The sequence below is a fragment of the Nocardioides sp. NBC_00368 genome (assembly GCF_036090055.1).
Taxonomy (GTDB): Bacteria; Actinomycetota; Actinomycetes; order Propionibacteriales; family Nocardioidaceae; genus Nocardioides.
The window spans coordinates 4429486-4456264 of sequence record NZ_CP107970.1; the positions used below are offsets into that span (position 1 = coordinate 4429486).

Consider the following 26779-nt stretch of genomic DNA (forward strand, 5'->3'; position numbering starts at 1 on the left):
GAGTCATGGAAAGGAAACCCTGTCATGAGCGAACACCGTGACGGCAACGCGCTAGCAGGACCGCTCGCCGACATCTTCACCGCCGAAGCCACCACCGCCCAGGTGCGGTGCCGAGCCTGTGGGCTGTCGACGACGCTGGCCCAGCTCGTCGTCTACGGGCCCGAGCCGGGCCTCGTGGGCCGCTGCCCAGGGTGCACCGAATACGTCATCCGCGTGGCGACGACGCCCTCAGGCACCTGGCTCGACCTCGGCGGAGCCACCTCGTTCCACTTCACATCGACGGTCGACGTTCCGATCCGTTGAGAGCGTGCGGGGCGAGGGCGGCCGCGAGATCGCGGTGCCCGACGAGCTCGAATCCCGCAATGGGAATCACGGCCGCGACCGCGATCACCGCCAGGCCCACGGCGATGGAGACGCCCGCTGCGACCAGGACGACGGCCAGGACGGTCACTGCCGAGGTGCCGATGATCAGGCCGACGTGACGACGGTTGCCGCTTCTGACCAGGGTGCTCCACTGGGCGTAGAGCATCCAGACGAAGATCACCAGGGGGATCGCGACCGTCAGGATGGTGGGCACGGCCCCGATCTCGGAGTCGTGCTCGAGGCGGAGGGCGGCGACGTGCAGGCCGGCACCGACGGCCACGATCGCGCCGACGATGACGTGGTGCCCGTAGGACCAGAAGAACACCCGCTCCCGGTGGACTCGGAGGACGAGTGCTGAGGGGACGGTGAAGTACATCCACCACATCGCGAGCGCGAGCCCGATCCCCGCGGTCGCGGTCACGGCCGCATCGATGCTCCAGCCGGCGGGACCGTGCACTGTCGCCGACACCGCGGCGATCGTGCCGAGGACGACCTCGCCGAGGGCGACGATGACGAGCAGCCCGTAGCGCTCCGCGACGTGGTCGGCGTTCCAGGGAGTCCCGCCCTTCCCGCGCTGCGCGATCACCGGCCCGACCGTCTCGATCGCGAGCAGCGCCACCCCGACGACTGCCGCAGCGGGTAGCGGGAGGGCGGCCGCGACGAGGAACGTCCATCCGGCCTGAGCGAGGGCGATGGTCCAGAAGTACGTCATCAGTGCCGGCCGACGTACCGGATCGTTGCGGGCCGCCCGCAACCATTGGACGGCCATCGGCACGCGCATCACGACGTAGCCGCCGACCACGATGCCGTAGCCGCCGTCCTCGGCCCCGGCGAGCGGGGCGAACATCTCGGGCAGACCGAGCGCGACGATGCCGACGCCGACCATCTGCACCATGGTGGTGACCCGGCAGATCCAGTCGTCCTCGTCGTACGCCGATGCGAACCAGGTGTAGCTGCCCCAGGCCCACGAGATCAGAACGACCCCGAGGCAGAATCCGACGACCCCCACAGCTGGCCGGCCCGCCGCGACGTGGTGCGCCAGCTCGTCGGCCGCTTGTCCGAAGGCGACGATGAACACCAGGTCGTACAGCAGCTCCAGCGGGGTGGCCGATCGGTGCTGCTCCGTCGGTGAGCGACCCACCAGGCTGCGCCGACGGTGCGCGAGTGCGCCGGCCATCAGCTCGTGATCCTCGGGTCTCGGAGTACGCGCGCGAGCCAGTCGCTTCGGGCGGCTCGTGCTGCCTGCGACACCTGGGCCTGGGGGAAGAGGGCATCGAAACCGTGGAAGCCGCCGGCCCAGACGTGGAGCTCGGCCTGCCCGCCCGCGGCCCAGATGCGGGAGGCGTACGCGACGTTCTCGTCGCGGAAGACCTCGGCACTACCCGCGTCGACATAGGTGGTCGGCAGCCCGGCGAGATCCTCGGCGAGTGCAGGCGAGACGTAGCCGGGAACGTCGCCGTCGGCGAGGTCGCCGAGGACCGATCGCCAACCGAACTCGTTCGCCTCACGGGACCAGACACCGGGACCCGTGAACTGGCGGCTGGACTCCGTCGTGTTGCGATGGTCGAGCATGGGGCAGATCAGGACCTGAGCCGCGATCGCCGGACCTCGCCGATCGCGCGCCAGCAGGGTGGTGCCGGCCGCGAGCCCGCCACCCGCGCTCGTACCGGCAACGATGATCCGAGCGGGATCGATGCCGAGCTCGTCCGCGTGCGAGGCCACCCAGCTGAGGCCGGCATAGCAGTCCTCCACGAGCGTCGCCCCCGATGCCTCGGGCGCGAGGCGGTAGCCGACCGACACCACGGTGGCGCCGAAGCTTTCGAGCCAGTCGAGCGGGATGTCGATCTGGGAGAAGCGGTCACCCATGACCATTCCGCCTCCGTGCACCCAGTAGATGCACGGGGCCGCCGTGCCGGGTTCGCCGCCTCTCGCCGGGGCGAGGATGGTGAGGGGGAGAGGCGCGCCGTCAAAGCTGGGGACGGTGACGTCGCGTCTGTTCAGATCGTGCCCGGCAAGCGCCACCTCGGCGTCGACGGTCGCGAACGGGCGGATCATGGGAAGGTTCTCCGCGCTGAGGGGAGGAACCTCGGGCATGTCGGCGAGCAGGGCGCCGAGCTCCGGATCGAGGTTCGGCCGAGCGGTCGTCATCGTGGCTGCGTTGTCCATGGCGGTCACCGGCCGGTGGCGGACGGGGACAGGGCCGGGGGAAGGATTGCCTTGCCGCCCAGCGGGACGAAGTCGGCGTACGTCGAGTCGGCGACGAGCTCTGCGAAGCGGGCGATGTAGCCCTGCGACTCGGGGTCGTCGAAGACGGCGTGGTGCACCTCTTCGCTCACCCAGCCTTCTACGAGGTGGACCACCTCGGGCTGGGTGGCCGACCGGCTGACCAGGAACACGAGGCAGCCCTCGTGCGCGGAGGGTCCGGCGGTGGGACCGGAGAGCAGGAGCTCGACGAGCTCGTCCGCCTTCCCCTCCTTGGCGGTCATGGTGGCCTGGAATCCGTACTCGATGTTCATCGCTGTCGCCTTTCGGGTGGTGTGCTCCGCACCGATCGGTGCGGGGCTTTCGACCCGTTCAGCGAACCAGTCCGGGCTTCCGCGGCGTGAGACCAGACATCGCAGATGATTGCCTGATCCTGCTCGAAGAAGCAGAACCAGGCGACGACAGCCAGGTTGGCGACGTACCTTCGTCAGGTGACCGACACCCCGCTCGAAGAGCTGCGCCGACGCATCGAGAAGCACGCCCGGCCCGACCAGACGACCCCGATCGACGGGATGCTGCTCGCCCGCGCCGATGCGGTGGAGGCACCGTCGACCAACGGTTCCGGTACGGTCTTCGCGCTGATCTCCCAGGGGCGCAAGCGGATCTCGGTGGGCGATCGCGTCCTCGAGTACGGTCCCGGGCAGTACCTCGTCGCCTCCGTCGACGTCCCGATCACCGGTCACTACAGCGAGGCCTCTCCGGACCGGCCCGCACTCGGATTCGGACTGGTGCTGCGGCCCGCCGCCATCGCGTCACTGCTGCTGGAGGCGCCACCGGGGGTGGTGGCCGTACGGAACAGTGCTGCCCCTCCTGCGATCGGTGTCGCCGACGCCGAGCCCGAGCTGATCGACGCCGTCCTGCGGATGGTGCGCCTCGTCGACCGGCCGCAGGATCGGGCGGTGCTCGCGCCGATGGCGGAGCGGGAGATCCTCTGGCGACTGCTCACCGGCCCGCTCGGAGCGAACCTCGCGCAGATCGGGGTCGCCGACAGCTGCACCACTCAGATCAGCCGCGCGGTGCGGTGGATCACCGAGAACTACGCCGAACCGTTCCGCGTCGACGAGCTCGCCGGCAGCTGCGGGCTCAGCGTCTCCGCCTTCCACCGCAAGTTCCAGGGCATCACGGCGCTCAGCCCGATCCAGTTCCAGAAGCAGATCCGGCTCCACCAGGCACGACTGCTCCTGGTCTCGGGAGCCGACGACGTCGCGACGGTCGCCCACCGCGTCGGCTACGACAGCGCCACCCAGTTCAACCGCGAGTACCGCCGTCGCTACGGCGAGGCCCCCGGTCGCGACACCAGCCGACTGCGGAGTGGGACGGAGATCGACGACACCGACGATCTCCTCGCTGGTCGCCCTCGTTAGGTCGGTCTACCCCACTCGGAAGGCTTCGCTATCGTCAGATCGAGAGACCACGTCACGACGCGATCGCCGTCGTCGTACTCCCATGGCTCGGAGACAGCGGCGAAGCCTGCACGCTCGTAGAGCGCGATGGCGCGTACGTTCGTCTCCCTGACATCGAGCTCGATGGACTGGAACCCGGCATCCCGCGCACGGTCGGCGGCGTCGGCGACCAAGGCCGCGCCCAAGCCGCGCGAACCGACCGAGGGGTCGACGCAGAGCCGGGACAGCAGCGCGACGCCGGTCTTCCTGGTGAGAGTGAGCGCGAAGCCGTCAGGAGCTGACCCGACGACGGCGAAGCGTACGGTCGGCTCCGCGAACGCCACTCGCGCTCGCCGCGCAGCCTCGGCGGCGGCGTCCGACCCGTCTCGGGCGGCGATCACCCGTGTCCACAGATCGACGCAGTGAGTCACGTCGCCGATGGACCCGCTGCGGATCGAGAAACTCATGCGCCCAAGTGTCGCTGGTGGGGTGGCCACGCACGAGCGTGCGCCGGCGTGAGCGCCCCTGCACGTGGGAGGAGGGCGCTCACGCCGGCGCGGCGTGGGACCAGGGTCAGTCGGTGAGGTCCTTCACCTGGACGTTGCGGTAGTAGACGGTCTCACCTCCGCCGTGGTTCTGCATGCCGACGAAGCCGGCGAGGTCGCGGGCGGGGTCGGTGCTGGTGAAGTCGTTCACCAGGGTCCCGTTGAGGAAGATCTTGACGGTCGAGCCCTCGACGCGGATGTCGTACGAGTTCCACGACCCGACCGGCTTGAGGGCGGCCGCGACGGCCTCCGGGTCGGCTCCCTGGAAGGTGTAGATGGCACCGGTGGTCCGGTCCGGGGCGTCGCTGGCGTCGATCTGGACCTCGTAGCCCTGGTTCACCGCGACCCACGGGTCGTTGCCGGGGTTGGGGAAGCCGATGAAGACGCCGCCGTTGTCGTCGCGGAGCAGCTTCCAGTCGAGCTTCAGGCTGTACTCGCTGAACTCCTGCTCGGCGTACCACAGCAGGCCCAGACCGTTGGTCGTACGCAGCGAGCAGTCGTCCTGCCGACCGAACGAGCCCGGGCCGGCCATCCGCCACGAGGCCAGGGAGGCCAGGGTTCCGTCGAAGAGCGACGTGTAGCCCGGGGCGGGTCGCTTCGGCGTACAGACGTCTTCGCCGCCGCCGACCTTGAGCACATCGAAGTTGACGTTCCCCTCATCACCTTCCTCATAGCGAAGGGTGATCCGGTTGACGCCGGCCTTCAGCCTCATCGGCCGGGTCGCGGTGCCCCAGGTCTGCCAGTCGCCCGTGGACTCCAGCGCCCACGGGTCGACCTCGGTGCCGTTGAGGTAGACCGAGACCCGCTTCGTGCCGGGCGCCGGGTCGGGGCCGTTGGCGTAGCGCAGCCGGACCGGGTACGTCCCGGCGCGAGCGACCTTCGCGTCGAAGGTGACCGAGGCGCCGACGGTGCCGAAGCCGTCCACGAACCCGGAGCCGGAGTAGCCGTTGTGCTCGACCGCGACGTTGGCGCTGCCCTTCAGGGTCGCCTGCTCGGCCTCGAGATAACCCCGGTCGGCCGGCGACTCGTAGCCGGGAATCGAGTTGAGCGTGTACCACGCCTCGGTGTTCCACAGCTCCTTCCCGCCCTCGCTGGTGAACGGCCGCGGCGAGCGCAGGTGCACGACCCGGCCCTCCTCCAGGCCGTCGACGGTGAGCTTCACCGAGGTGCGGTCGGCGGACACCTCGGCGCCAGAGACGAACAGGGGACGCTCGTCGACCTTCGGGCCGCCGTACGTCGGCCGCGGCGCGTAGCGCCAGTGGGTCATCCGGAACGCGGCGTTCGGGTCCGCGGCGATCTTCTCGACCGTCTCCTGCGACAGTGGCTTCGTGTAGCGGATCTCGAAGCCGTTCCTGGTGGCGCGCATCTGGTGCATGTCGAACGCCGAGCCGTCGGCCGGGCTCATCCGCTGCAGGCCGTAGCGGAGCTTGCCCGGCTCGCTCCAGTTGCCGGCCTCGCCGATGCCGCCGACGTAGATCGACCCGTCGGGGCCGAGCAGGGTGCGGTTCACGCCCGCCTCGAGACCGGCGGACCAGCGGAAGACAGCGCCCTGGTACTCGCCCTCGACCTTCTCCAGGAAGCCGCGCTGCAGGCCGCCGTAGGTGACGTCGCCGAAGATCATCTGACCGGCGTACGCGCCCTTCTCCAGCATCATCGGGCTGCTCGGGGAGTTGCCGATCTCGTTCTGCGGCACCCACAGGGCCGGGCCGGTGACCGGCTTCTCGTCGAACGGGCCGGCCGGGTTGGTGTAGTGGTTGAAGAACCTGCCGGGCTTGACGTGCACCAGCTTGGAGCTGGGCAGCCAGGCGCCCTGGTTGTCCATCACGAACAGGTCGCCGCCGGGTCCGCGCATCATCCCGTTGGGCGTACGCAGCCCGCCCGCGACGTAGGTGACCTCACCGGTCTTGCGGGAGATCTTCAGCGTCGTGCCGCGGTTGCGTGCCGGCTGCGGGTCGGTGGTCGCGCCGCCGAAGTTGATGGCGACGGAGAGGTTGACGTAGAAGTTCTCCTCGTCGTGGAGGAGGCCGAAGGCGAACTCGTGGAAGTTCTCACCGAAGGGCCACTCCGCCACCTTCCGGCGGCTGTCGTAGAAGCCGTCCCCATCGGGGTCGGTCAGCTCGGTGAGCTGGTCGCGCTCGGAGACGAAGATCGACTCGCCGATGACGGCCACGCCCATCGGGTTGAACAGGTCGGTCGCGACCTTCTCCACCTCGACGTCCTCGGGTCCGCCGGCGGTGCGGGCGTTGCTGAGGAAGAAGATCTCGCCCGGCTCGGGGTTCTCCACCCAGCCCGACGGGCTCACCGACCCGGAGGTCACCACGGCCAGCCGGCCGTCCGGCGCCCAGTCCAGCGCGGACACCATCGGCTCGAAGCCCTCCGGCCGCAGGTCGGTCAGGTCGTACCCCGGGTGGACGCTGTCCAGCTGCATCCCGTCGCCGGCGGTGTCGTTCTGGCCCTCGCAGTACTTCGTGCCCGGCGCGGTCACCCGCACCACCCCGGCCTCGGTGCTCAGGACGTCGGTCGGCACCAGCGAGAAGTCACCGGCGCCCGGCGGACGCCACTGCAGGCGCAGCACCTCGCCGCCGCCGTTCTCGAAGTGCTCCACGCGCAGGTCGTGGTAGCCCTCGCTCAGGCTGACGGAACCGTCCTTGGCGGTCTCCCCGTGCAGACCGTCGTGGTTGATGACCTCCGAGTCGTCGATGACCAGCCGGGAGCCGTCGTCGCTGATCAACCGGAAGTCGTACGTCCCGGCAGCATCGATGCGCAGGTTGGCCAGGGCGTGCGAGATGAACCGCTCGGCGAGGCCGAAGTCCTCCGGCGAGTCGTAGTCGATGACCGAGGTGAGCTTGTCGACGTTGGGCGTCTGGCCCGCTCGCAGCGTGCACAGCTGCTCGATCGGGCGGCTCATGTCATAGGTGCGCAGCGTGACGCCGGGCTCCTGTGGTGGCAGCTCCGCCTCCTCCGCGGCGGCCGCGGGGCCGCTGCCGATCAGCGCGGCCACGACTGACAGACCGACTAGTGGGCCAAGCACGGCCCTGGACGGGGGGACATGGATCATGGGGGCCTCCGCTAGAGATGTGGCGTGAGTCACATCAGAAGGTAGGGATCCCGTGAGACTTCGTCAAGAAGTTTTGGAACTTTCGCAAGTAAGTTGGAAATGTGCGGAGGCGACGACTTTGCGGTTCAGGGCGTCGCCTCGAAGAGCCGGTCGAGGTGCTGGTCGACGGCCGCGAGCCGCTACGAACCGCCGGCGGGGCCGCCACTGATCACGATGCCGCGCGACCCCGGCCGCATGGGCTGACCGGCGTAGATCGCGTACCGCCCGGGCTCAGCAGGCGGCGCCCACCGACGATCGGCGAAGCCGTCGGTGGCGGCTCTTCCGGCGCGGTTGGGCATCGACCGGCACCAGCAGGCCCGTTACCGGACGGCCCGCTTCACCAGCTCGGTGAGCTTCTTCTCGACGGCCGGGGTCATGGTCGTCACGGCGAAGACGGTCGGCCACATGTCGCCGTCGTCGAGGTTCGCCCACTCCTGGAAACCGAGCTCGGCATAGCGCATCTTGAACTTCCCGGCGCACTTGTAGAAGACCACGACCTTGCCGTCGGCGTTCGCGTACGCGGGCATGCCGTACCAGGTCTTCGGCGCCAGGTCGGGGGCGTGCGTGGTGACGACCCGGTGGAGCGTCTCGCCGATGGCGCGATCGTTGTCGTCCATCGCCTCGATCTTCGCGAGGCAGTCGGCGAGGTCCGCCTCGGCCTTCTTGCTGCCGCTGCCCCGCTTGGCGGCCGTCCTCCGCTCGGCGGCCGCCTCCTTCATGGCGGCCTTCTCTTCCTCGGTGAATGTGCTGCTGTTCGCCATTGGTCTTTCCTTCCTGGTCGGTCTGTTGAGACGAGCCTAGAAAGTCCGGAGCACGTACGCTTCTTCGTTCCTGATCAGTCGAGGGGCGTGTAGACCATGTCCTCGCGGACCTCGAGCCCGAGGTCGTCGAGCATGTCGATGAGCACCACGACCACCTGCCGGGTGAGTCGGCCGATGAGCTGGTCCCGGGTCTCGTCGTGGTGGTCGAGCCACCAGATGATGCTGGCGTCGACCATGCCCATCAGGCCGGCGAGGATGCCGTCCGAGGGAGTGTCGCTGATGTCGGAGGCGCGCAGGTAGGAGCCCATCGCGTCGATGAGCTCGTCGAGGAAGCGGTTGCGTCCCATCCGGGCCCGGTGCAGGGCCCTGGTCTGGTGCTGTGCGGCGACGAACCGGTAGAGGTTCGGGTGCTCGTCGGCCCAGGCGACGCAGGACTCGAGGATGCCGCCGACGACCTCATGCGGGGTCCCGGCACGGGCGAGATGAGGGCGTACGCGGCGGATCAGCTCGGTCGACGCGAACCGGACGACCTCGGCGTCGAGCTGCTCCTTGCTGGCGAAGTGCCGGTAGACGTTCGGGCGGGGGAGGCCCGCGCGCTCGGCGACCTGGGCCATGCCGACGTCGGGCCCGCGCTCCTCGATCGCCTCGACGGCCGCCTCGACCACCTGGGCGCGGCGTGCGTCGTTGTCGAGCGCCTCCTTCGCGGAACGGCGCCGGACCGTGGAATCCACCCACTTCACCACGTCAACCACATCGTCACCCTAGCGAGACATCACCGGCTACACCTTGTATCCAGCGAATAAGTGGGACACCATGTCCTTGATACATCATGTACCCACCACCGAAAGGCCACGCATGTCCCGCCGCTCGCCCTGGATGGACCAGGACCTCGACGACCTACGCGACCTTGCCCGGACCTTCTTCGAGAAGGAGGTCAAGCCGAACATCGACACCTACATCGCCGACAAGCACGTCGACCGTGACCTGTGGCGCAAGGCCGGTGAGCTGGGCCTGCTGTGCCTCTCGATCCCGGAGGCGTACGGCGGTGGCGGTGGCACCTTCGCCCACGAGGCCGTGCTGATCGAGGAGCAGGCCCGAGTCGGCGACACGTCCTTCGGCGCCTCGCTGCACAGCGGGATCGTGGCCCACTACCTGCTGGCGTACGGCACGGAGGAGCAGAAGAACGAGTGGCTGCCGAAGCTCGCCTCCGGCGAGGTGGTCTCCGCGATCGCGATGACCGAGCCCGGCACCGGCTCCGACCTGCAGGGCATCCGCACCAAGGCGATCAAGGACGGCGACGAGTACGTCGTCAACGGCGCCAAGACGTTCATCACCAACGGCCTCCTGGCCGACATGGTCCTGGTCGCGGTGAAGACCAACCCCGAGGAGGCGGCCGCCGGGATCTCCCTGGTCATCGTCCCGACCGACGCCGAAGGCTTCCGCCGGGGCCGGGTGCTCGACAAGATCGGGATGAAGGGGCAGGACACCTGCGAGCTCTTCTTCGACGACGTACGCATCCCTGCGTCGAACCTGCTCGGGGACAAGGAGGGCGACGGCTTCGTCCAGCTGATGATGCAGCTGCCGCAGGAGCGGCTGATCGTCGCGGTCGGCAGCGTGGCGGCGATGGAGTTCTGCTTCGAGGAGACCCTGCGGTACGTCAACGAGCGCACCGCCTTCGGCCGGCCGGTCTTCGGCTTCCAGAACACCAAGTTCGAGATGGCCGAGATCGCGACCGAGGCCCGGGTCGCGCGCTCCTTCATCGACGAGTGCGTCGAGCTGCACGTCAAGGGTGAGCTCGACATCCCGACCGCCGCGATGGCCAAGTACTGGAGCTCCGAGCGCGCCGGCATCGTCGTCGACAAGTGCCTCCAGCTCTTCGGCGGCTACGGGTTCATGGAGGAGTACCCGATCGCCCGCGCCTTCACCGACCTCCGCGTCCAGCGCATCTACGCCGGCACCACCGAGATCATGAAGGAGATCATCAGCCGATCCCTTCCGGTCCCCACCCGATGAGAACCACGAAGGAGGTCGTCATGAAGACGACGACGAAGCAGTCCTACCACGACACCCTGCGGACGCTCTCGGAGGCGTCGGTGGACCAGCACTTCCAGGCGTTCAAGGACATCGCCTGGGACGACCCCGAGTTCCACCTCGACCCGAACGACGAGCGCTTCATCCTCACCGACGCCGACGAGATCGGCCGTCACGAGTGGTACAAGTCGCTCTCGAAGGAGCGGCAGATCCAGGTCGGCGTCTACCGCTACGCGCAGATCGCGAAGGTCGGGCGCCAGTTCGAGCAGGTGCTCATCGCCGGGGTGATGCACCACCTGATCCTGGCGAAGGACGGCAACCCCGAGTTCCGCTATGCGATGCACGAGGTCACCGAGGAGACCCATCACATCCAGATGTTCCAGGAGTCGGTCAACCGGTTCGTGGAGAACGCAGGTGTCGATGGCGTCGCCGGTGCACCGGGATGGTTCGCCTGGCTGGCTCCGCTGGTGACGTCGGCCGGGACCTGGTTCCCGGAGATCTTCTTCGTCGGCATCCTCGGTGGCGAGGAGCCGATCGACCACCTGCAGAAGAGCATCATGCGGGCCGGCGGCAGCCACCCGCTGATCGACCGCGTCATGCAGATCCACATCGCCGAGGAGGCGCGGCACATCGGCTTCGCGCACCAGTACCTCGAGCACCACTGGGCGCGGATGAACCCGCTCAAGCGGCGCGCGCTGACCTACCTGTTCCCGGTCGTCATGCGACTCCTGTGCGACGTGATCATGGTGCCGAGCAAGCAGGCGCGCGAGGACATGGGCATCCCGAAGGACGTCGCCAAGGAGATCTGGTGGAAGTCCGAGGACTCCGAGAAGCTCCTGCGCGACCTCTTCTCGGACGTACGCCTCCTGGCCGACAACCTGGGCATCCGCAAGGGGCCGGCCAAGCTGGTCTGGCGGGCCCTCGGCATCGACGGGCGGGCGGCGCGCTTCCGCGCGGAGCCCTCCAACGCGGCGGTCTGACGTGCTGGCGTACGAGAGCAGCGGCTCGGGCGAGCCGCTGCTCCTGATCCACGGCATCGGTCACCGCCGCCAGGCCTGGCACCCGGTCGTCGACCGGCTCGCCGAGCACCACGAGGTGTTCCTCGTGGACCTGCCGGGACATGGCGAGTCGCCGGCTCACGTGACCGACGGCCGCTCGCCGCGGCAGGCGCTGATCGAGCCGCTGGAGGAGTTCATGGCGGCGGCCGGCCTGGAGCGCCCGCACGTGGTGGGCAACAGCCTCGGTGCGCTGGTTGCCCTGGAGATGAGCAAGCACGGGCTCGCCCGGAGCGTCACCGCGATCTCCCCGGCCGGCTTCTGGCGCAACGACGTCGAGTTCGCCTACGTACGGGCGCTGTTCGCCTCGGTCGTCGCGACCTCGGGCGTGCTGAAGCCGGTCGCGCCGTGGCTGCTGCGTCACCCCTGGGGCCGGACGCTCGGTCTCAGCTGGGCGAGCGCCCGGCCGACGCTGATCACGCCGGAGGCGGCGTACGAGGACCTGCGGAACATGCTGGACTCCAAGCAGGCCGTGCGCGACATCATCCGCGGCGGCTACCTCTTCGACGGCGCCGTGCCGGCGGACGTGCCGATCACGATCGCCTGGGGCAGCAAGGACCGGGTCCTGCGTCCCTACCAGGCCGGCCAGGCTCGGGTGCGCCTGCCCGGAGCCCGTCACGTCGAGCTGCCCGGCTGCGGGCACGTGCCGATGGCGGACGACCCCGACCTGATCGCCGACACCATCCTGGCGACCACCCAGGACACGAGCACGGACCTCCGGAGGACCGCATGACCACCCACCGCCACGTCGACGTGCTCATCGTCGGGGCCGGCCTGTCCGGCGTGGGCGTCGCCAGCCAGCTGACCCGCGAACGGACCGGGCGGACGTACGCCATCCTCGAGCGGCGCACCGCGATGGGCGGCACCTGGGACCTGTTCCGCTACCCCGGGATCCGCTCGGACTCGGACATGTTCACCTTCGGCTACGGGTTCCGGCCGTGGCACGGCACGAAGGTGCTGGCCGACGGCCCGAGCATCAAGCGCTACATCGAGGAGACGGCGGACGAGTACGGCGTCACCCGGCACACCCACTTCGGCCGCAAGGTCGTCGCCGCCTCCTGGTCCAGCGAACGTGGTCTGTGGACCACCACGGCGCTCGACGAGAGCACCGGGGAGACGGAGGAGTGGACGAGTCACTTCCTCGTCGGCGCGACCGGCTACTACGACTACGACCAGGGCCATCGACCCGTTTTCCCTGGTGAGGACCGGTTCCAGGGCGAGCTCGTCCACCCGCAGCACTGGCCCGAGGACCTCGACCACACCGGCAAGCGCGTGGTCGTCATCGGCAGCGGCGCCACCGCGATCACCCTGGTTCCGAACCTGGCCGAGAAGGCCGAGCACGTCACGATGCTGCAGCGCTCGCCGACGTACGTCATGCCGGTCCCGGCCGATGACCCGGTCTCGGCCGCGTTCAACCTGCTCAAGGTGCCGAGCGGGGCGGTCTACGGCACCGGCCGCGTACGCAACATCCTGCTGCAGCAGGGCATGTACCGGTTCTGTCGCACCGCGCCCAAGGCCGCCCGGAAGGCGATCCTCGCCGCGATCCGTGCCCAGGTCGGCAGCGAGGTGGACATGAAGCACTTCGAGCCGAGCTACAACCCCTGGGACGAGCGACTGTGCGTGGTGCCGAACGGTGACCTGTTCTCCGTCCTGCGGCGCGGCGAGGCCTCGATCGTCACCGACACGATCGACACCTTCACCGAGACCGGGATCCGGCTGGCGTCGGGTGAGGAGATCCCCGCCGACATCGTCGTCACCGCGACCGGACTCAAGATCCAGCTGCTCGGCGGCATGCGCGTCGAGGTCGACGGCGAGCCGGTCGACACCCGCGACCGGATGCTCTACAAGGGCACCCTGGTCGAGGGCATGCCCAACGCGATGATCGTGATGGGCTACACCAACGCGTCCTGGACGCTGAAGGCCGATCTCGCCGGTGCGTACCTGTGCCGCCTGCTCAAGCACATGGCCCGCAACGGCTACGGCCAGGTGGTGGCTGAGGCGGCGGACGATGATCGCGAGGAGGTCTCCGTGATGGGTGCCTCGATGCGGTCGGGCTACATCCAGCGCGGCGACGCCGTGATGCCCCGCCAGGGCAAGCGGGCCCCGTGGCAGATCCGGCAGGACTACCTCTACGACACCCGCGAGCTGCGGCTCCGCTCCGTCGACGACCCGAACCTCCGGTTCACGTCGCGGACCGTGCCGGCGTCGGCGCCGGTGGTCGAGGGGGTGCCCGCCTAGAGCCCGGCGAGCGGTGCCCGGGCGAAGACGATGGCGCCCGGGACCTCGTCGTCCGGCCGCATCAGGAGCTCGGCCTCGATGTCGAAGCCGGCCTCGCGCAGCCACCGGGAGACCTGCTCGGGCCGGCGCCGGTGGCTGTCGACGTTGATCGGGCGCCCGGCGTAGCCGGTGGTGGAGCGCCGGGTCTCGTCGCCGACGTGGAACCCGACCAGCACCGGCCCGCCGGGCCGCACCACCCGCCGGAACTCCGCGAAGACCCCTGGCACCGCCGCGTCGGGGATGTGGATGACGGACCAGAAGGCGAGTACGCCGCCCACGGATCCGTCCGCCAGCGGGAGATCGGTCATCGACCCGACCTCGAACCCGAGATCCGGGTGGTCGTGCCGCGCGATCGCGATCATCTCGGGGGAGAGGTCGATCCCGAAGGCGTCGACTCCGAGGTCGTGCAGGTGGCGGGTGACGTACCCGGGGCCGCAGCCGACGTCGGCCACCGGCCCACCGCCGCCGTCCCGCACGGTCTCGGCGAAGACGGCCAGCCCCGCACGCAGGTAGGGGCGGTCGTCCAGCAGGCCGCGTACCTTCTCGGCGTAGCCGGCGGCGTCCGTGTCGTAGGACTCGCGGGTCTGGTTCAGCCAGTCGTCGGGCATCGCGGCGGCTCCTGGTCAGCCCACGCGCGAGGCGAGGGCGCTTGCCGCCTGGCGCACCTCGTGGCCGAGGGGAGTGGGGTCGGCGAAGGCGGGGTTGGTGGTCTGGCCGGCGACCTGGATCGCCGCGAGGAACTCGCCGTCGGCGCTGATCAGGGGTGCCCCGACCGAGGATGCGCCCACCACGCGTTCGTCGTGGGACGCGACCCAGCCGCGCTGCCGGATCTCCTCGAGCTCACGGCGGAAGTCCTCGAGCGAGACCCGGGTCCCGTCGGCCCGGGTGAACTCGTCGATCCCGCCGAGCACTGACTCGAGATCCTCGGGATCCATGTAGGCGGCGATGACCTTGCCCGCACCGAGGTGGAGCGGCAGCCGCTCGCCGATCGGGAGGACGTAGCGCAACGGGTCGCTGCCCTCGACCCGCGCGATCACGGCGCGCGACGAGCCGGCGCGGACGAATACGGACGCGGTGAGTCCGGTGGCGGCGGCGAGCTGCTGCAGGATCATCGGCGCGGTGGCGGCCAGCCGATTGGTGGCCAGGTAGGCGTGCGCCCCGAAAAGCATCGCGACACCCGTTCGATAGCCGGTGCCGTCCTGTTCGACACGACCGCGTGCCTCGAGCGCGTTGAGGATGCGCTGGGTCGTGGCGACGTGCAGGCCGGCTCGGCGTGCGACCTCGCTCAGTCGCAGCGGCGTACGCGTCGCCTCGAGGACCTCGAGGACGTCGATGGCTCTCTCCAGAGACCGCATCGTGCTTGCCGGTTTCTCCTCGCTCACGTGCCTCCTCCGTTTCGTCGCGACGCATCGAATCCTCGCACCCCCGACCCCGGGGGCTTGACAGGGTGACGACCGTCACGGATAGTTCCTCATGCCGTGATACACCTTATCACAGAATGAGAAGAATGAGCGACAACACCAACATCCCCGCCTCCACGGCGGCAGGCGGTCCAGCGACCGCCGACGAGCGACGCAGGTCCGTCCTGCCGTTGCTCGTCGCGGCGCTCGTCGTCGCGATCGGAGCGGCCGCGTTCATCGGCTCGCGCTCCCTCGGCTACTGGGACGACCTCGGGCCCGGGCCAGGCTTCTTCCCGGTCTGGCTCGGCGTGCTCCTGGTCGTGCTGGGACTCGTCTGGTTCGGCCAGGAGCTGCGCGCACGTCTCCGTCCCGAGACCCCCGAGAACCCGAACAGGCCGGCCGCCGACGAGGAGGAGACGCCCGACTACTCCCTCCCGACCGTGCTGGCCATCCTGGTGAGTCTGTGCGTGCTCGCGGCCTGCCTCGAGCTGGTCGGCTACCAGGTCAGCATGCTGGTCTTCCTGCTCTTCCACCTGCTGGTGGTCGGGCGCCGTGGGCCGCTGCAGTCGCTGGTCATCGCGCTGATCGGGAGCTTCGGCGTCTTCTACGCCTTCACCCGGCTGCTGACGGTCCCGCTACCGGTCTCCGGCATCCCGTTCCTGCGCGACCTGGGGCTGTGAGGTCATGGACTCCTTCACCGCACTCCTCGACGGCTTCGCCTCCGCGCTGACGCCGCAGAACCTGCTCTTCGCCCTGATCGGCTGCCTGTTGGGCACGATCCTGGGCATCCTGCCGGGCATCGGCTCGACCGCCGGCATGGCGATCCTGATCCCGCTCACCCTGACCATGGACCCGACGAGCGCGATCATCATGCTGGCCGCGATCTTCTACGGCGGCGCGTACGGCGGGACGATCACCAGCGTCCTGCTGAACATCCCGGGCGAGGGCGAGTCGGCGATCACCTGCATCGACGGCTATCAGATGACGTTGCGAGGCCGGGCCGGAGCAGCACTGGCGACGGCCGGGATCGGCTCGTTCATCGGCGGCACCGTCGCCACCCTCGCGCTCGTCGTGGCGGCGAAGCCGCTCTCGGAGCTGGGTCTGCGGATCGGGCCACCGGAGTTCTTCTCCCTGGTGCTCATCGGCCTGGCCCTGCTCGTCGGCCTGGTGGGGCGGTCGGTCCTCAAGGGGCTCATCTCGGCCTGCCTCGGCCTGCTGATCGCGATGGTCGGCATCGACCCGGTCATGGGCCTGCCCCGGTTCACCTTCGACCAGCCGCACTTCTTCGACGGCATCAGCTACGTACCGGTCCTGGTCGGCATCTTCGGGCTCGGCGAGCTGCTCGCCACCAGCGGCGGCGCGGCTCCCAAGCCCACGGCCCCGACGCTTCGCCAGCTGCTCCCGACGCGGACCGACCTCCGCCGGGCCGCACCGGCGATCGGACGAGGTGCGTCGATCGGCACCGTCATCGGACTCATCCCCGGCGTGAGCGCGGCGATCTCGTCGCTGCTGGCCTACAGCACGGAGAAGAAGGTCTCGCGCCACCGCGACGAGCTCGGCAGCGGCGCGATCGAGGGCGTGGCCGCTCCCGAGACCGCCAACAACTCGCACAGCAACGCCGCGTTCATCCCGCTCTTCACCCTGGGCATCCCGGCCTCGCCGGCGATCGCGGTGCTCATGGGCGCCTTCCTGCAGAACGGGCTCACCCCCGGACCACAGCTCTTCACCGAGGCGCCGGACCTGGTCTGGACCGTCATCGCGAGCCTGTTCGTCGGCAACCTGCTCCTGCTGGTGCTCAACGTCCCGATGGTCGGGCTCTGGACCAGGATCCTCGCGATCCCCTACTCGGTCCTGCGCGCGGTGATCTTCGCCTTCATCGTGATCGGCTCGTACGCCGTCAACAACAGCGTCATCGACATCTACGTGATGGTGTTCTTCGGCATCGTCGGCTTCGTCTTCCGACAGGTGCACCTGCCGCTCGCGCCGCTGGTCCTCACGCTCATCCTCGGTCCGTTCATCGAGAGCGCGCTGCGGGAGTCCCTGCAGATCTCGCAGGGCGACTTCGGGATCTTCGTCGACCGTCCGCTGTCGCTGGTGTTCCTCCTGGTCGCCCTCGCGGTCCTCGCCGCGTCCGTGTTCAGCGCCGGCCTGAAGAGAAAGGCAGGGCTGCCCACCGACGCCGAAGTCTGACCCACCCCTCCCTCCACGAAACGAAAGGTCATCACCATGAACCGCGCACCTCGCGTACTCACCCTCGCCGGTGTCGGGCTGGCGTGTCTCTCGCTCGCCGCCTGCTCCCAGTCCGGCACCACCGCCGCGGCCGGCGACTACCCGACCAAGCCCATCGAGCTCGTCGTCGGGTACGAAGCGGGCGGCCCGACCGACATCGGTGCTCGCATGCTCGCCAAGGAGCTCGAGGACAAGCTCGACGCCACGATCACGGTCGTCAACAAGCCCGCCGCCAACTCCCAGGTCGCCTACACGGCGCTGACCCAGGCGAAGCCCGACGGCCACACGATCGCCGCCACCACGTTCCCGTCGGCGATCATGACCGTGCTCGACGAGAGCCGGGGCGCCTCCTACGAGCGCGACAGCTTCGCGCCGGTGGCCCTCCAGGTCGTCGACCCGACCGCGGTGGCGGTCGCCCCCGACAGCGACATCAAGACCCCGAAGGACCTGGTCGAGGCCGCCAAGGCGGAGCCCGGGAAGCTGCGCGCGACCACGACCGGTGTCGCAAGCAACGAGCACTTCGCCCTCGCCAGCCTGAAGGAGGTCGCCGGCGCCGACCTCGCCCCGGTGCACTTCGCCGACGGCAGCACCGCCGCCACCACCGCATTCCTGGGCGGCAACACCGAGGTCCTCCTCACCAACGTGAGCGACCTGCAGCCGCTGGCCGACTCGGGCAAGGTCCGCATCGTCGGCGTGATGGACGCCGAGCGTGCCGAGTCGCTGCCCGACGTGCCGACGTTCAAGGAGTCCGGCTACGACGTGGAGATCTCCTCCTCGCGCGGCTACGCCTTCCCGGCGGGCACGCCGGACGAGGTCGTCGACGAGATGTCCACCGCCATCGGCGAGATCATGGAGGACCCGGCGTTCCAGAAGAAGATGACCGACGCCGGCCTCGCCCCGTCCTACCTGGACGCCGAGGAGTACTCCGCCTACTGGGACGAGACCGAGAAGACCTTCGGCGACCTCTTCCCGCTGGTGAAGGCGGACAGCTGATGACCGACAGCATCCTCGCCGACCAGCAGTTCAACCCCGGCGGTCGCGTCGCCAGGGCCCGGCCCGAGCGTCCCGACGAGGCCCTCCTCGACCGGTTCCGCCGCCTCCCCACCGCCAACATCGGCGACGCCATGGACCGGTTGGGATCGCTCGACTCCGTCATCGCGCCTGCCTGGCCCGGCGCCAGCATGGTCGGCACCGCGTTCACGGTCTGGACCCGTCCCGGCGACAACCTCGGCATCCACCAGGCGCTCACCCAGGTCGAGCCGGGTGAGGTGATCGTGGTGAGCGGCGGCGCCGACGAGTCGCGCGCACTCATCGGCGAGCTCGTCGGTGGCAAGGCCAAGGCCCGTGGCGTCGCCGGGTTCCTCCTCGACGGCGCCGTCCGCGACGCCGACGGCTTGGCCGAGTACGAGATGCCCGCCTTCGCCCGGTCCCGGACGCCGGCCGGTCCCTACAAGGACGGTCCCTACGCGCTCTCCGTCGACGTCGCCGTCGCCGGCGTGGTCGTACGTCCCGGCGACATCATCGTCGGTGACGCGGACGGCGTCGTGGTGGTCCCGCTCGAGTCCGCGGCCGTGATCGCGGACCGGGCCGAGGCGAAGCACGCCGCCGAGGAGGCCACCCGCCGCGACATCGACGCCACGCTCGGCGTCGCCACCGCATCAGGGGATCAGCGATGACGATCATCGTGGGCTACATGCCCGGCGACGCCGGCGAGCGTGTCCTCGCCGGCGCCGTCCGGGAGGCCCGGACCCGGGGCAGCTCCCTCCTGGTCGTGAACTCCTCGACCGGGGGCGCCTACGCCGACCGCGGCCTCCTCCCGGGCGCCGAGCTCGAGGTGGTGCGGCAGCGGCTGGCCGACCAGGGCCTCGATGTCGAGGTACGCCAGCATGCCGAGGCCGTCTCCGTCGCCGAGACGCTCATCGACGAGGCCGAGCGGGCGGACGCCGAGCTGGTCGTCGTCGGTCTCCGCCGCCGCTCGCGCACCGGGAAGTTCCTCCTCGGCAGCACGGCCCAGACCGTGCTGCTGCGCGCTCCCTGCGACGTCCTGGCCATCCGTATCCCCGCAGACGCCTGATCCCGACCCTTCCAGCACGAAAGTTCGACGATGTCACACAGCACAATCTCCGACAGTCCGTTCCAGCCCGCCCACGTGGCGATCCTCGGTCTCGGCGAGGTGGGCCGCATCTACGGCACCGCCCTCGCCGAGGCGGGCCACAGGGTCACCGGCTTCGACCCCTACCTCCAGGAGTCTCCGGCAGGTGTCGAGGTCGCGGACACGCTGGAGAAGGCGGTCGAGGACGCGCAGATCGTGGTCATCCTGACCGCCGCTTCGGCGAGCCGCTCGGTCGCCGAGGCCGCCGCGCCGGTGCTCGCGCCCGGAGCCGTCTACGCCGACTTCACCTCGTCCGGGCCGACGGAGAAGCGGCAGCTGACCAGCGTCTTCGAGGGGCGGGAGGACGTACGTCTGGTCGATGTCGCCATCCTGGGACCGGTCATCCAGCTCGGCACCTCGACTCCGCTGATGGCAGCCGGACCGGCGGGGGAGACGGTGGCTGCGCTGATGCGGCCGCTGGGCACGCCGGTCGAGGTGGTCGGCGGCGACCTCGGTGACGCGATGGCGCACAAGCTGCTGCGCAGCGTCTTCATGAAGGGGCTCGCGTCGGTCGTCGTCGAGGCGGTCGGTGCCGGACGCGGCGCCGGGATGGAAGAGTGGATCCGTGGCCAGATCGCGGGTGTTCTCGCCGGGGACGGACAGGCGGTCATCGACCGCTTCCTCACCGGCACGGCGAAGCACGCCGCTCGCCGGGCGGCGGAGATGCGCTCGACCAGTGCCTACCTCGCCGATCTGGGGGTCCATGGTGAGATGACGGAGGCCTCGATGACAGCGTTGGAGCGGATGGCCGGCGACGGGAAGCCGTCGTGATCGGCGTCTGGGCGCTCGGCGTCTACCTGGTGGTGATCCTGGCCTGGACGACGCTGCTGCGCCGCAACGTCGGCGAAGCCATGGTCGTCGGGTTCGTCGTCGCCGCGGCGTTCAACGGAGCGCAGTTCCTCAGCGCGGGCTGGGACGCCCTCTACGCAGCGCTCGTCGACGAGATCGTCTACGCCACCGTCATCTTCGTCTTCATGGGCTACCTCCTGGAGAAGGCGGGCGTCACCCACCGGATGATCGACCTGCTCGACGCCCTCATCGGACACCGCCGTGGCGGCCCGGCGTACGTCTCGACGGTCGCCTCCGCGGGCCTCGGCAGCATCGTCCACAACCAAGCGGCGATCGCCGCCACCGTCGGGTCGGTGACGATCCCGTGGATGGAGCGCACCCGCGTCGACCGCACCACCGCCGCCACGATCGTGGCCGGCAACGCGGGCATGGGCATCACCTTCCCGTTCAGCGCCTCGATGTTCGTCCTGGTCGGCTCCTCGGTCGGCGGCGCCCTCGTCGACGTCGACTCGCTGATCGTGCCGCTGCTGATCGGCGGCCTGTGGTGCGTGCTCCACCGCCTGATCGTCACCTACCTGCTCGTACGCCGCTCCACCCGCGGGAGCGGTCCGGCCGTGTCGCGCAGCGGCCGGGACGTACGGGCCGCGTTCTCCCACGGCTGGCCGACGCTGCTGCTGTTCGCCGGGATCGCCGTCCCGATCGTGCTCACCACCGGCGCCGTCGCCGAGGCGCTCACCGAGCGGATCGGCACCGACGTGACCGAGGCGCTGAGCCCGATCTTCTGGATGCCGGTGATCCTGATCCTGATCGGCCTGCTCCTCGGCCGTGGCCGGCTGCCGCGCGACGGCCGGGGATGGGCCGAGCTGATCGGCAGCTCGGCGCCCCGGTTCGGGGTCGTCGGCCTGACCGTGCTGTTCGCCTTTGCCGGCGCGAACGCGCTGGCGACGACCGGCCTGCCCGAGCAGTTGGCCGGGCTGCTCGGTGACCTCGATCTCCCGGTGTGGCTGCTGGCCCTGGTCATCGGGATCATCGTCGTCGCCGTCGCGGCACCGCTCTCCAGCACGGCGACGATGGCAGCCGTCGGTGTCGTCGGCGTCGCCGCGCTCGCCGCCGCGGGCGTACCCGCCACCACCGCAGCGGTCGCGGTCCTCATCTTCTCCTCCTGCGAGGCTGCCGTGCCGCCTGGCGGAGCGCCGCTGTACGTCGCCTGTGGCATCGCCGGCGTCGATCCGCTACACACGTTCCGCAGGATGCTGGCCTACTACGCGCTGCCGCTGCTCGGTATCGGCGTGCTCGTGGCCTCCGGAATCCTGCCGGTCTGAGAAAGGACGGACACCCATGACCCGATCGATCCTCCACACCCTCTTCGTCTCGTCGCTGGTCGTCGCGCTGCTCGGCGGTCTCGCGCTCATCGGCCTGCAGGCCGTCGGCCTGGTCGTCGGCAGCCAGGCGCTCGTCGTCGGCCCGAACGGCCTGTTCAAGACGGTCCTGTGCGTCGCCGCCTCGATCGCGGCCGTCGCCGCCTACCTCCTCATCCACGTCGGCTCCGAGGTGAAGGCGCGCGACGACGCAGGAGCGAACAGATGACCACCCACGACCGCCCGAGCCGAGCCGAGCTGCACGACCGGCCCGGCCAGCTGAGGGGCACCTCCTGGGAGCTCTTCGAGGACCCCTGGCGCGGCACCCCGTCGTTCGCGGACGAGCAGGCCGTGGTCGCGGCCGCGGGCCTCGTCCAGCTGGGGGAGGCCTTCGGGCTGGACTACCCGGTCAACGCGTTCATGCCCGGGATGTCCCAGGCCAGGAAGCCGGCCGAGCACGTCATCTACGCCAACCACCCGGCTCACCGCGACGACCATCTCGACGGCTACTACCTCCAGTCCTCGACCCAGATCGACGGGTTGCGCCACCGGCGGGCCGACGACGCCGGGTTCTACGCCGGAACCCCCGACGAGCTGATCGTCCCGGGCACCGAGGAGATCGGCATCCAGGTCTGGGCCGACCGCCCCATCGTCAGTCGCGGCGTCCTCGTGGACATCGCCGGTCTCCTCGCCCGGCGCGAGGAGACGCTCGACCACGAGGGCGGCCAGCCGATCCCGTACGACTACATCGACCAGGCCCTCACCGCGCAGGCGATCGAGCTGCGTGCCGGTGACGTCGTCATGCTCCACACCGGGTGGTGCGAGTGGTTCCTCGAGCTCACCGCCGAGCAGAAGCTGGCCCAGCAGGCCCTCCGCCGCGCCACCGGCATCGCGCAGAGCGAGGAGGTGCTCGACTGGGCCTGGGACACCGGCCTGGCGCTGCTCGCCGCGGACACCTTCGCCGTCGAGTGCCTGCCGCCCGTCCCCGACTCACCGTTCCTCCGGTCGGCGCCCAACGACCGCGGGATGATGCACCAGGAGTTCCTCGCCAAGCTCGGCATGCCGCTCGGTGAGCTGTGGCGGCTCGGGCCGCTGGCACGCCGCATGGACCAGCTGCAGCGGTGGGAGGCCTTCCTCAGCGTCAAGCCGCTCAACGTCACCGGGGCCACCGGCTCGCCGGCCAACGCCGTCGCCATCATCTGACCGCCCCCGTAGGTTGGAGGCGTACGCAGCCGTCACCTGAGCGAGGGGAGGGATCTCGTGCGCCGCTGGGTGCGCCGGTCCTTGTGGGACGTGGTCCCGCGCGATCACCGTCAGAGCGACGCCGGTCTGCGCCGCCGCCAGGTGGTCACGGCCGGCTTCGGGGTGCTCGGGGCGATCGTGCTCGGTGTCTCGCTGCGCATCGAGCCGGGCAGCGTCTGGTTCTACCCGGCCGCCCTCGCTCTCGCCGGGGTGTGGGCCGTCGGTGCCTTCGCGTCCGGACCGCTGCACCTCGGACGGATCGGCGCCTGGGCCCGGGGTCGGCCGACGGGCGAGCATCGGTTCGTACGTCCGGTGCTGTCGCCGATCCTGCTCGGTCTGGGTCTGGCGGGCATCTTCGTGATCGGCGGTCTCGTCGTGCGCGAGATCGACTGGCTGGACCGGCAGGTGCGCTCGGTGCTCGACTTCGCCGACCAGGGCTCGCTGCCGGTCCTCGTCGTGGTGACGGCCGTCAACGGAGTGGCGGAGGAGCTGTTCTTCCGGGGCGCCGTCTACGCCGCCCTGCCCCGCCACGCCGTCGCCTGGACGTCGGTGGCCTACGTGATCGCGACGCTGGCGACCGGCAACGTGATGCTGGCCTTCGCGGCGATCCTGCTCGGGGTCGTGGTCGGGCTCGAGCGGCGCGCCTCCGGCGGCGTGCTCGCGCCGATCCTCACCCACTGCGCGTGGTCGCTGTCGATGCTGCTCGCGCTGCCACTGCTCTTCGGCTGAGGAGACCGGCGGCGCCTCAGAGCGTGTTCTGGTCGGCCAGCCGTTCGGCCAGTGCGCGACGTACGGCCTCCCGATAGGGCAGCGGATCGCCGGGCACCACGTCGAGGATGCGCCGGTCGTGCACGACGACCTCGGTGGTCATGGAGTCGATCAGGTTGCGCCCGGTGGTCACGTCGATGTCGGTCACCAGCGCCAGCCAGTACGACGACAGCCGGGGCGTCAGCACCGGCACGGGGACGACGGGGATCGATCGGCCGTTGGCGACCTCGGAGGCGACGGTCAGCATGTCGAGGTACGTCATCGCCTCGGGGCCGCCGATCTCGAAGACCTCGCCGATCGCGTCCTGGTTGTCGATGACACCGGCGAGATAGCGGATCACGTCGTCGACGGCGATCGGCTGGGTGCGGGTGGCCGTCCACCTCGGCACCACCATGGCAGGGAGGTTCTTGACCAGCTGCCGGGTCAGCTCCCAGGAGACGCCACCGTGGCCGACGACGATCGCGGCCCGCAGCGTCGTGACGGGCACGCCGGACTCACCGAGCAGGGACTCGACCTCACGTCGCGAGCGCAGGTGGGGTGACAGATCGCCGTCGTCACCGAGCCCGCCGAGATAGATGATCTGGCGCACCCCGGCCCGGGCCGCGGCGGCACCGAAGGAGCGGGCGGCCCGGGCGTCGCGCTCCTCGAAGTCGTCGTGGTCGAGCGAGTGCACCAGATAGACGGCGACGTCGGCGCCCTCGAGCGCGGCCGGCAGCGAGGCGGGGTCGTTCACGTCGGCGCCCACCGGTTCACCGGGGCCGTCGTAGTCGTCCGGCCGCCGGGTCATCGCCCGTACCTTGGTGCCGCGTTCGGTCAGCTCCGCGACCAGTCGTCGGCCGATGAACCCGGTCGCGCCGGTGACGAGCACGGTGGTCGAGGTCTCCATGGGTCGAGCCTACGGACGTCGTCAGACCGGACGGCAGTCCTGGCCGCAGCCCTCCTCGGGGATCGGTCCGGATGCGTGCGACGCCGGCCGATGCAGCACGGCGCCGGTCGGCGTCACCAGGACGTCGGATCCCTCGACGCGACCGGTTCCGTCGACGATCAGCGCGTGGTCGCGCGGCGTGAGCGGGGCGTACGTCAGGGTGAGCACCGGGTTGGTGGCGAGGTTCGTGCGCGTGCCGCCGCCGGGATCGGAGATCCGGAGGGACGAGCCCTCGACGACCGGGTCCACGACCACGACCTTGATCCGCTCACCCGCCGTGGTCAGCAGGAACCCGCTGCCGAAGCGCTCGAGCGTGGCGGCGAGATCGGACAGTGCGACCGGGATGCTCATATCCGGCACCTTAGTCCGACGTCCGGAGCGCCCGCGGGGCATCGGGGATCATGGGGGCATGGCGATGGTTGGCAAGCAGGTGGCGCTCGCCCTGGGGGCAGGCGGCGCACGGGGCTACGCCCACCTGGGCGTCGTACAGGAGCTGCGGGCGCGGGGACACGAGATCGTGGCGGTCGCGGGCACCTCGATGGGGGCGCTGGTCGGCGGCCTGGTCGCAGCCGGCAAGGACGAGGAGTTCGCCGGTTGGGCGACGGCGTTGCGGCAGATCGACGTGCTGCGACTGCTCGACCCGAAGTGGCGAGCAGGCGGTGCGTTCAACGCCGAGGGCGTCGTCGCGGAGCTGGAGAACCTGCTGGGCGAGCAGCTCATCGAGGATCTGCCCGTCCCGTTCACTGCGATCGCGACCGACCTCGAGTCGCACCGCGAGGTGTGGTTCCAGCGCGGCCCGCTGGTCAAGGCGATCCGGGCCTCGATCGGCATCCCCGGCGTCTTCATGCCGGTGATGTGGAACGGCCGGGTGCTCGTCGACGGCGGCCTGCTCAACCCGCTGCCGATGGACCCGACCGCCGCCACCCCGGCCGACCTGACCATCGCGGTCTCGTTGCAGGGTCGGCGCACCCAGCGCGGGACGCAAGCACCGGCGGTCGAGAATTCTGCCGCGGTCACTGCCGATGAGGAGGGTACGACGGTCCTCCGGCGGCTCCGCGACAAGCTGGGCGTCGGCGGCGAGACGACCAGGGCCCCGAAGGCGGAGCCGAGCCGCGCTCAGCCTGATCTGCGCATCGCCGATGTGATGACGCTGTCCTGGGAGGTGATGCAGGAGATGGTCGCGCGCTACCGGCTGGCAGGGCTGCCGCCCGACGTCCTGATCACCGTCCCGGCCGACGCCGCCCGCACGCTCGACTTCCATCGCGCCGCCGAGATGATCGAGCTCGGCCGGCAGTTGACGGCCAAAGCGCTCGACGACGCCGGCTGCTGAGGCTGTCGAGACCCGGCGGCGTACCCTGCCTCCGATGAGCACCTATCGGTCCGACTGCTCCCGCTGTGCGGGCCTGTGCTGCGTGGCGCTTCCCTTCGCCCGCTCGGCGGACTTTCCGGAGGACAAGGCCGGCGGTGACCCGTGCCGCCACCTCGGGCCCGACTTCGGGTGCGGGATCCACGACCAGCTGCGCGAGCGCGGGTATGCCGGGTGCACCGTGTTCGAGTGCTTCGGCGCAGGTCAGCAGGTCACCCAGGTGACCTTCCGCGGCGCGGACTGGCGCACCGAGCCGGCGTCGCGGCAGGAGATGTTCGACGTCTTCGCCGTGATGCGGCAGCTGCACGAGATGCTGGCGCTGCTCGAGGAGGCCGGCGGACGAAGCTCATCATCCGACCTCGTCGAGCTGGCCGAGCAGGTCTCCACCGCGGCCGGCGGCTCCGCCGGCCAAGTGCTCGCCACCGACGTCGGCGCACTTCGTTCGGCGGTCGGGGGCGTGCTCCGCCGGGTGAGCGCAGAGGTACGCCGCCCCGCAGGCCAGGCGCTGGCGGGTGCCGACCTGCTCGGTCGTGATCTGCGCCGGAGAGACCTGCGTCGTGCCGACCTCAGGGGCGCTCTCCTGGTGGCCGCCGACCTGCGCGGCGTCGATCTCACCGACGCCGACCTGCTCGGCGCGGACCTCCGGGACGCGGCCGTCGCGGGCGCGGACCTCTCTCGGGCACTCTTCCTCAGCCAGGCGCAGGTCAATGCCCTGCGAGGAGACGGGAGCACCCGCCTGCCCGCAGGGCACGACCGGCCCGCCCACTGGGGCTAGGG

At 70.2% G+C, this 26779-nt stretch carries 29 protein-coding genes; 18 read left to right on the plus strand and 11 right to left on the minus strand.

Features of this window, described 5'->3' with window-relative positions; translation table 11 throughout:
* Positions 1 to 24 precede the first annotated feature (24 nt).
* Positions 25 to 303 (plus strand): DUF6510 family protein, encoded by a 279-nt coding sequence (locus OG984_RS21095; RefSeq protein WP_328528146.1) that lies wholly within the window; start codon positions 25 to 27, stop codon positions 301 to 303.
* On the opposite strand, the gene OG984_RS21100 is transcribed toward OG984_RS21095, so the two are convergent.
* The 3 genes from OG984_RS21100 to OG984_RS21110 are packed head-to-tail and all read right to left on the minus strand — an operon-like array spanning position 272 to position 2879.
* A complete protein-coding gene (locus tag OG984_RS21100; RefSeq protein ID WP_328528147.1) occupies positions 272 to 1540 on the minus strand; it encodes a low temperature requirement protein A in 1269 nt (422 codons plus the stop codon). The two genes, OG984_RS21095 and OG984_RS21100, sit on opposite strands and share 32 nt — an antisense overlap.
* A complete protein-coding gene (locus tag OG984_RS21105; RefSeq protein ID WP_328528148.1) occupies positions 1540 to 2529 on the minus strand; it encodes an alpha/beta hydrolase in 990 nt (329 codons plus the stop codon). Before OG984_RS21105 ends, OG984_RS21100 begins: the two co-directional genes overlap by 1 nt.
* 5 nt (positions 2530 to 2534) lie before the next feature.
* Positions 2535 to 2879, minus strand: a complete 345-nt coding sequence (locus OG984_RS21110; RefSeq protein WP_328528149.1) for a putative quinol monooxygenase — start codon at positions 2877 to 2879, stop codon at positions 2535 to 2537.
* 177 nt (positions 2880 to 3056) lie between these two features.
* Here OG984_RS21110 and OG984_RS21115 point away from each other — a divergent pair, with 177 nt between their 5' ends.
* The gene (locus OG984_RS21115; protein ID WP_328528150.1) at positions 3057 to 3989 is read left to right on the plus strand and encodes an AraC family transcriptional regulator; all 933 of its coding nucleotides are present in this window, start codon (positions 3057 to 3059) and stop codon (positions 3987 to 3989) included.
* Here the strand turns inward: OG984_RS21115 and OG984_RS21120 are convergent.
* The 4 genes from OG984_RS21120 to OG984_RS21135 form a co-directional block, all read right to left on the minus strand.
* Positions 3986 to 4474: a GNAT family N-acetyltransferase gene (locus tag OG984_RS21120; RefSeq protein ID WP_328528151.1), complete on the minus strand. Its 489-nt coding sequence runs from the start codon at positions 4472 to 4474 to the stop codon at positions 3986 to 3988. The genes OG984_RS21115 and OG984_RS21120 overlap by 4 nt on opposite strands.
* A 106-nt stretch (positions 4475 to 4580) precedes the next feature.
* Positions 4581 to 7553: a family 16 glycoside hydrolase gene (locus OG984_RS21125; protein WP_328528152.1), complete on the minus strand. Its 2973-nt coding sequence runs from the start codon at positions 7551 to 7553 to the stop codon at positions 4581 to 4583.
* A gap of 416 nt (positions 7554 to 7969) precedes the next feature.
* On the minus strand, positions 7970 to 8410 hold the full coding sequence (locus OG984_RS21130) for an iron chaperone (RefSeq protein ID WP_328528153.1): 441 nt from the start codon (positions 8408 to 8410) through the stop codon (positions 7970 to 7972).
* Between the two features lie 74 nt (positions 8411 to 8484).
* Positions 8485 to 9162, minus strand: coding sequence for a TetR/AcrR family transcriptional regulator (locus OG984_RS21135; protein WP_328528154.1), 678 nt, complete (start codon positions 9160 to 9162; stop codon positions 8485 to 8487).
* Between the two features lie 103 nt (positions 9163 to 9265).
* On the opposite strand from OG984_RS21135, the gene OG984_RS21140 reads away from it, so the two are divergent.
* From OG984_RS21140 to OG984_RS21155, 4 genes are read left to right on the plus strand one after another with little or no spacing between them, the layout of a single operon-like run.
* Positions 9266 to 10423: an acyl-CoA dehydrogenase family protein gene (locus tag OG984_RS21140; protein WP_328528155.1), complete on the plus strand. Its 1158-nt coding sequence runs from the start codon at positions 9266 to 9268 to the stop codon at positions 10421 to 10423.
* 20 nt (positions 10424 to 10443) lie between these two features.
* A complete protein-coding gene (locus tag OG984_RS21145) occupies positions 10444 to 11421 on the plus strand; it encodes an AurF N-oxygenase family protein (protein WP_328528156.1) in 978 nt (325 codons plus the stop codon).
* A gap of 1 nt (position 11422) precedes the next feature.
* Complete coding sequence (locus tag OG984_RS21150) at positions 11423 to 12229, plus strand: alpha/beta fold hydrolase (RefSeq protein WP_328528157.1); 807 nt, start codon at positions 11423 to 11425, stop codon at positions 12227 to 12229.
* Positions 12226 to 13734 carry a flavin-containing monooxygenase gene (locus OG984_RS21155; protein ID WP_328528158.1) on the plus strand — a complete coding sequence of 503 codons (1509 nt, stop codon included), beginning with the start codon at positions 12226 to 12228 and terminating at the stop codon, positions 13732 to 13734. The genes OG984_RS21150 and OG984_RS21155 overlap by 4 nt, the downstream gene beginning before the upstream one ends.
* Here OG984_RS21155 and OG984_RS21160 read toward each other — a convergent pair.
* Both OG984_RS21160 and OG984_RS21165 read right to left on the minus strand, forming a co-directional pair.
* Complete coding sequence (locus OG984_RS21160; RefSeq protein ID WP_328528159.1) at positions 13731 to 14381, minus strand: class I SAM-dependent methyltransferase; 651 nt, start codon at positions 14379 to 14381, stop codon at positions 13731 to 13733. The two genes, OG984_RS21155 and OG984_RS21160, sit on opposite strands and share 4 nt — an antisense overlap.
* A gap of 15 nt (positions 14382 to 14396) precedes the next feature.
* Entirely contained in the window at positions 14397 to 15155 is a 759-nt protein-coding gene (locus OG984_RS21165) for an IclR family transcriptional regulator (RefSeq protein WP_008355401.1), read from the minus strand.
* Positions 15156 to 15280: 125 nt separating this feature from the next.
* Between OG984_RS21165 and OG984_RS21170 the strand changes: the two genes are divergently transcribed.
* The 10 genes from OG984_RS21170 to OG984_RS21215 are packed head-to-tail and all read left to right on the plus strand — an operon-like array spanning position 15281 to position 23672.
* Complete coding sequence (locus OG984_RS21170) at positions 15281 to 15853, plus strand: tripartite tricarboxylate transporter TctB family protein (protein ID WP_328528160.1); 573 nt, start codon at positions 15281 to 15283, stop codon at positions 15851 to 15853.
* Positions 15854 to 15857: 4 nt separating this feature from the next.
* Entirely contained in the window at positions 15858 to 17363 is a 1506-nt protein-coding gene (locus OG984_RS21175) for a tripartite tricarboxylate transporter permease (protein ID WP_328528161.1), read from the plus strand.
* 36 nt (positions 17364 to 17399) lie between these two features.
* A complete protein-coding gene (locus OG984_RS21180) occupies positions 17400 to 18395 on the plus strand; it encodes a Bug family tripartite tricarboxylate transporter substrate binding protein (RefSeq protein WP_328528162.1) in 996 nt (331 codons plus the stop codon).
* Positions 18395 to 19078 (plus strand): methyltransferase, encoded by a 684-nt coding sequence (locus OG984_RS21185; RefSeq protein ID WP_328528163.1) that lies wholly within the window; start codon positions 18395 to 18397, stop codon positions 19076 to 19078. The genes OG984_RS21180 and OG984_RS21185 overlap by 1 nt, the downstream gene beginning before the upstream one ends.
* Positions 19075 to 19476: a universal stress protein gene (locus OG984_RS21190; RefSeq protein WP_328528164.1), complete on the plus strand. Its 402-nt coding sequence runs from the start codon at positions 19075 to 19077 to the stop codon at positions 19474 to 19476. The genes OG984_RS21185 and OG984_RS21190 overlap by 4 nt, the downstream gene beginning before the upstream one ends.
* Before the next feature lie 30 nt (positions 19477 to 19506).
* Complete coding sequence (locus tag OG984_RS21195; RefSeq protein WP_328528165.1) at positions 19507 to 20325, plus strand: NAD(P)-dependent oxidoreductase; 819 nt, start codon at positions 19507 to 19509, stop codon at positions 20323 to 20325.
* Positions 20322 to 21665: a TRAP transporter large permease subunit gene (locus OG984_RS21200; RefSeq protein WP_328528166.1), complete on the plus strand. Its 1344-nt coding sequence runs from the start codon at positions 20322 to 20324 to the stop codon at positions 21663 to 21665. Before OG984_RS21195 ends, OG984_RS21200 begins: the two co-directional genes overlap by 4 nt.
* Positions 21666 to 21681: 16 nt before the next feature.
* A complete protein-coding gene (locus tag OG984_RS21205; RefSeq protein ID WP_328528167.1) occupies positions 21682 to 21930 on the plus strand; it encodes a hypothetical protein in 249 nt (82 codons plus the stop codon).
* Positions 21927 to 22904 carry a cyclase family protein gene (locus OG984_RS21210; RefSeq protein WP_328528168.1) on the plus strand — a complete coding sequence of 326 codons (978 nt, stop codon included), beginning with the start codon at positions 21927 to 21929 and terminating at the stop codon, positions 22902 to 22904. The genes OG984_RS21205 and OG984_RS21210 overlap by 4 nt, the downstream gene beginning before the upstream one ends.
* Positions 22905 to 22961: 57 nt before the next feature.
* Positions 22962 to 23672 carry a CPBP family intramembrane glutamic endopeptidase gene (locus OG984_RS21215; RefSeq protein WP_328528169.1) on the plus strand — a complete coding sequence of 237 codons (711 nt, stop codon included), beginning with the start codon at positions 22962 to 22964 and terminating at the stop codon, positions 23670 to 23672.
* 16 nt (positions 23673 to 23688) lie between these two features.
* Here the strand turns inward: OG984_RS21215 and OG984_RS21220 are convergent, their stop codons facing one another.
* Together OG984_RS21220 and OG984_RS21225 are read right to left on the minus strand one after the other, a co-directional pair.
* Positions 23689 to 24597: an NAD(P)H-binding protein gene (locus OG984_RS21220; protein ID WP_328528170.1), complete on the minus strand. Its 909-nt coding sequence runs from the start codon at positions 24595 to 24597 to the stop codon at positions 23689 to 23691.
* A gap of 21 nt (positions 24598 to 24618) precedes the next feature.
* On the minus strand, positions 24619 to 24987 hold the full coding sequence (locus tag OG984_RS21225) for a pyridoxamine 5'-phosphate oxidase (protein ID WP_328528171.1): 369 nt from the start codon (positions 24985 to 24987) through the stop codon (positions 24619 to 24621).
* 58 nt (positions 24988 to 25045) lie between these two features.
* Between OG984_RS21225 and OG984_RS21230 the strand changes: the two genes are divergently transcribed.
* Complete coding sequence (locus tag OG984_RS21230; protein WP_328528172.1) at positions 25046 to 25966, plus strand: patatin-like phospholipase family protein; 921 nt, start codon at positions 25046 to 25048, stop codon at positions 25964 to 25966.
* Positions 25967 to 26000: 34 nt separating this feature from the next.
* Positions 26001 to 26777: a pentapeptide repeat-containing protein gene (locus tag OG984_RS21235; protein ID WP_328528173.1), complete on the plus strand. Its 777-nt coding sequence runs from the start codon at positions 26001 to 26003 to the stop codon at positions 26775 to 26777.
* Positions 26778 to 26779 lie beyond the last annotated feature (2 nt).

Coding starts and splice junctions, on each gene's coding strand:
- OG984_RS21190 (WP_328528164.1), top strand. CDS start 19,075: ATGACGATCATCGTGGGCTACATGCCCGGCGACGCCGGCGAGCGTGTC.
- OG984_RS21095 (WP_328528146.1), top strand. CDS start 25: ATGAGCGAACACCGTGACGGCAACGCGCTAGCAGGACCGCTCGCCGAC.
- OG984_RS21155 (WP_328528158.1), top strand. CDS start 12,226: ATGACCACCCACCGCCACGTCGACGTGCTCATCGTCGGGGCCGGCCTG.
- OG984_RS21230 (WP_328528172.1), top strand. CDS start 25,046: ATGGCGATGGTTGGCAAGCAGGTGGCGCTCGCCCTGGGGGCAGGCGGC.
- OG984_RS21235 (WP_328528173.1), top strand. CDS start 26,001: ATGAGCACCTATCGGTCCGACTGCTCCCGCTGTGCGGGCCTGTGCTGC.
- OG984_RS21185 (WP_328528163.1), top strand. CDS start 18,395: ATGACCGACAGCATCCTCGCCGACCAGCAGTTCAACCCCGGCGGTCGC.
- OG984_RS21170 (WP_328528160.1), top strand. CDS start 15,281: ATGAGCGACAACACCAACATCCCCGCCTCCACGGCGGCAGGCGGTCCA.
- OG984_RS21130 (WP_328528153.1), bottom strand. CDS start 8,410: ATGGCGAACAGCAGCACATTCACCGAGGAAGAGAAGGCCGCCATGAAG.
- OG984_RS21120 (WP_328528151.1), bottom strand. CDS start 4,474: ATGAGTTTCTCGATCCGCAGCGGGTCCATCGGCGACGTGACTCACTGC.
- OG984_RS21160 (WP_328528159.1), bottom strand. CDS start 14,381: ATGCCCGACGACTGGCTGAACCAGACCCGCGAGTCCTACGACACGGAC.
- OG984_RS21100 (WP_328528147.1), bottom strand. CDS start 1,540: ATGGCCGGCGCACTCGCGCACCGTCGGCGCAGCCTGGTGGGTCGCTCA.
- OG984_RS21145 (WP_328528156.1), top strand. CDS start 10,444: ATGAAGACGACGACGAAGCAGTCCTACCACGACACCCTGCGGACGCTC.
- OG984_RS21225 (WP_328528171.1), bottom strand. CDS start 24,987: ATGAGCATCCCGGTCGCACTGTCCGATCTCGCCGCCACGCTCGAGCGC.
- OG984_RS21175 (WP_328528161.1), top strand. CDS start 15,858: ATGGACTCCTTCACCGCACTCCTCGACGGCTTCGCCTCCGCGCTGACG.
- OG984_RS21210 (WP_328528168.1), top strand. CDS start 21,927: ATGACCACCCACGACCGCCCGAGCCGAGCCGAGCTGCACGACCGGCCC.
- OG984_RS21220 (WP_328528170.1), bottom strand. CDS start 24,597: ATGGAGACCTCGACCACCGTGCTCGTCACCGGCGCGACCGGGTTCATC.
- OG984_RS21110 (WP_328528149.1), bottom strand. CDS start 2,879: ATGAACATCGAGTACGGATTCCAGGCCACCATGACCGCCAAGGAGGGG.
- OG984_RS21140 (WP_328528155.1), top strand. CDS start 9,266: ATGTCCCGCCGCTCGCCCTGGATGGACCAGGACCTCGACGACCTACGC.
- OG984_RS21180 (WP_328528162.1), top strand. CDS start 17,400: ATGAACCGCGCACCTCGCGTACTCACCCTCGCCGGTGTCGGGCTGGCG.
- OG984_RS21205 (WP_328528167.1), top strand. CDS start 21,682: ATGACCCGATCGATCCTCCACACCCTCTTCGTCTCGTCGCTGGTCGTC.
- OG984_RS21195 (WP_328528165.1), top strand. CDS start 19,507: ATGTCACACAGCACAATCTCCGACAGTCCGTTCCAGCCCGCCCACGTG.
- OG984_RS21105 (WP_328528148.1), bottom strand. CDS start 2,529: ATGGACAACGCAGCCACGATGACGACCGCTCGGCCGAACCTCGATCCG.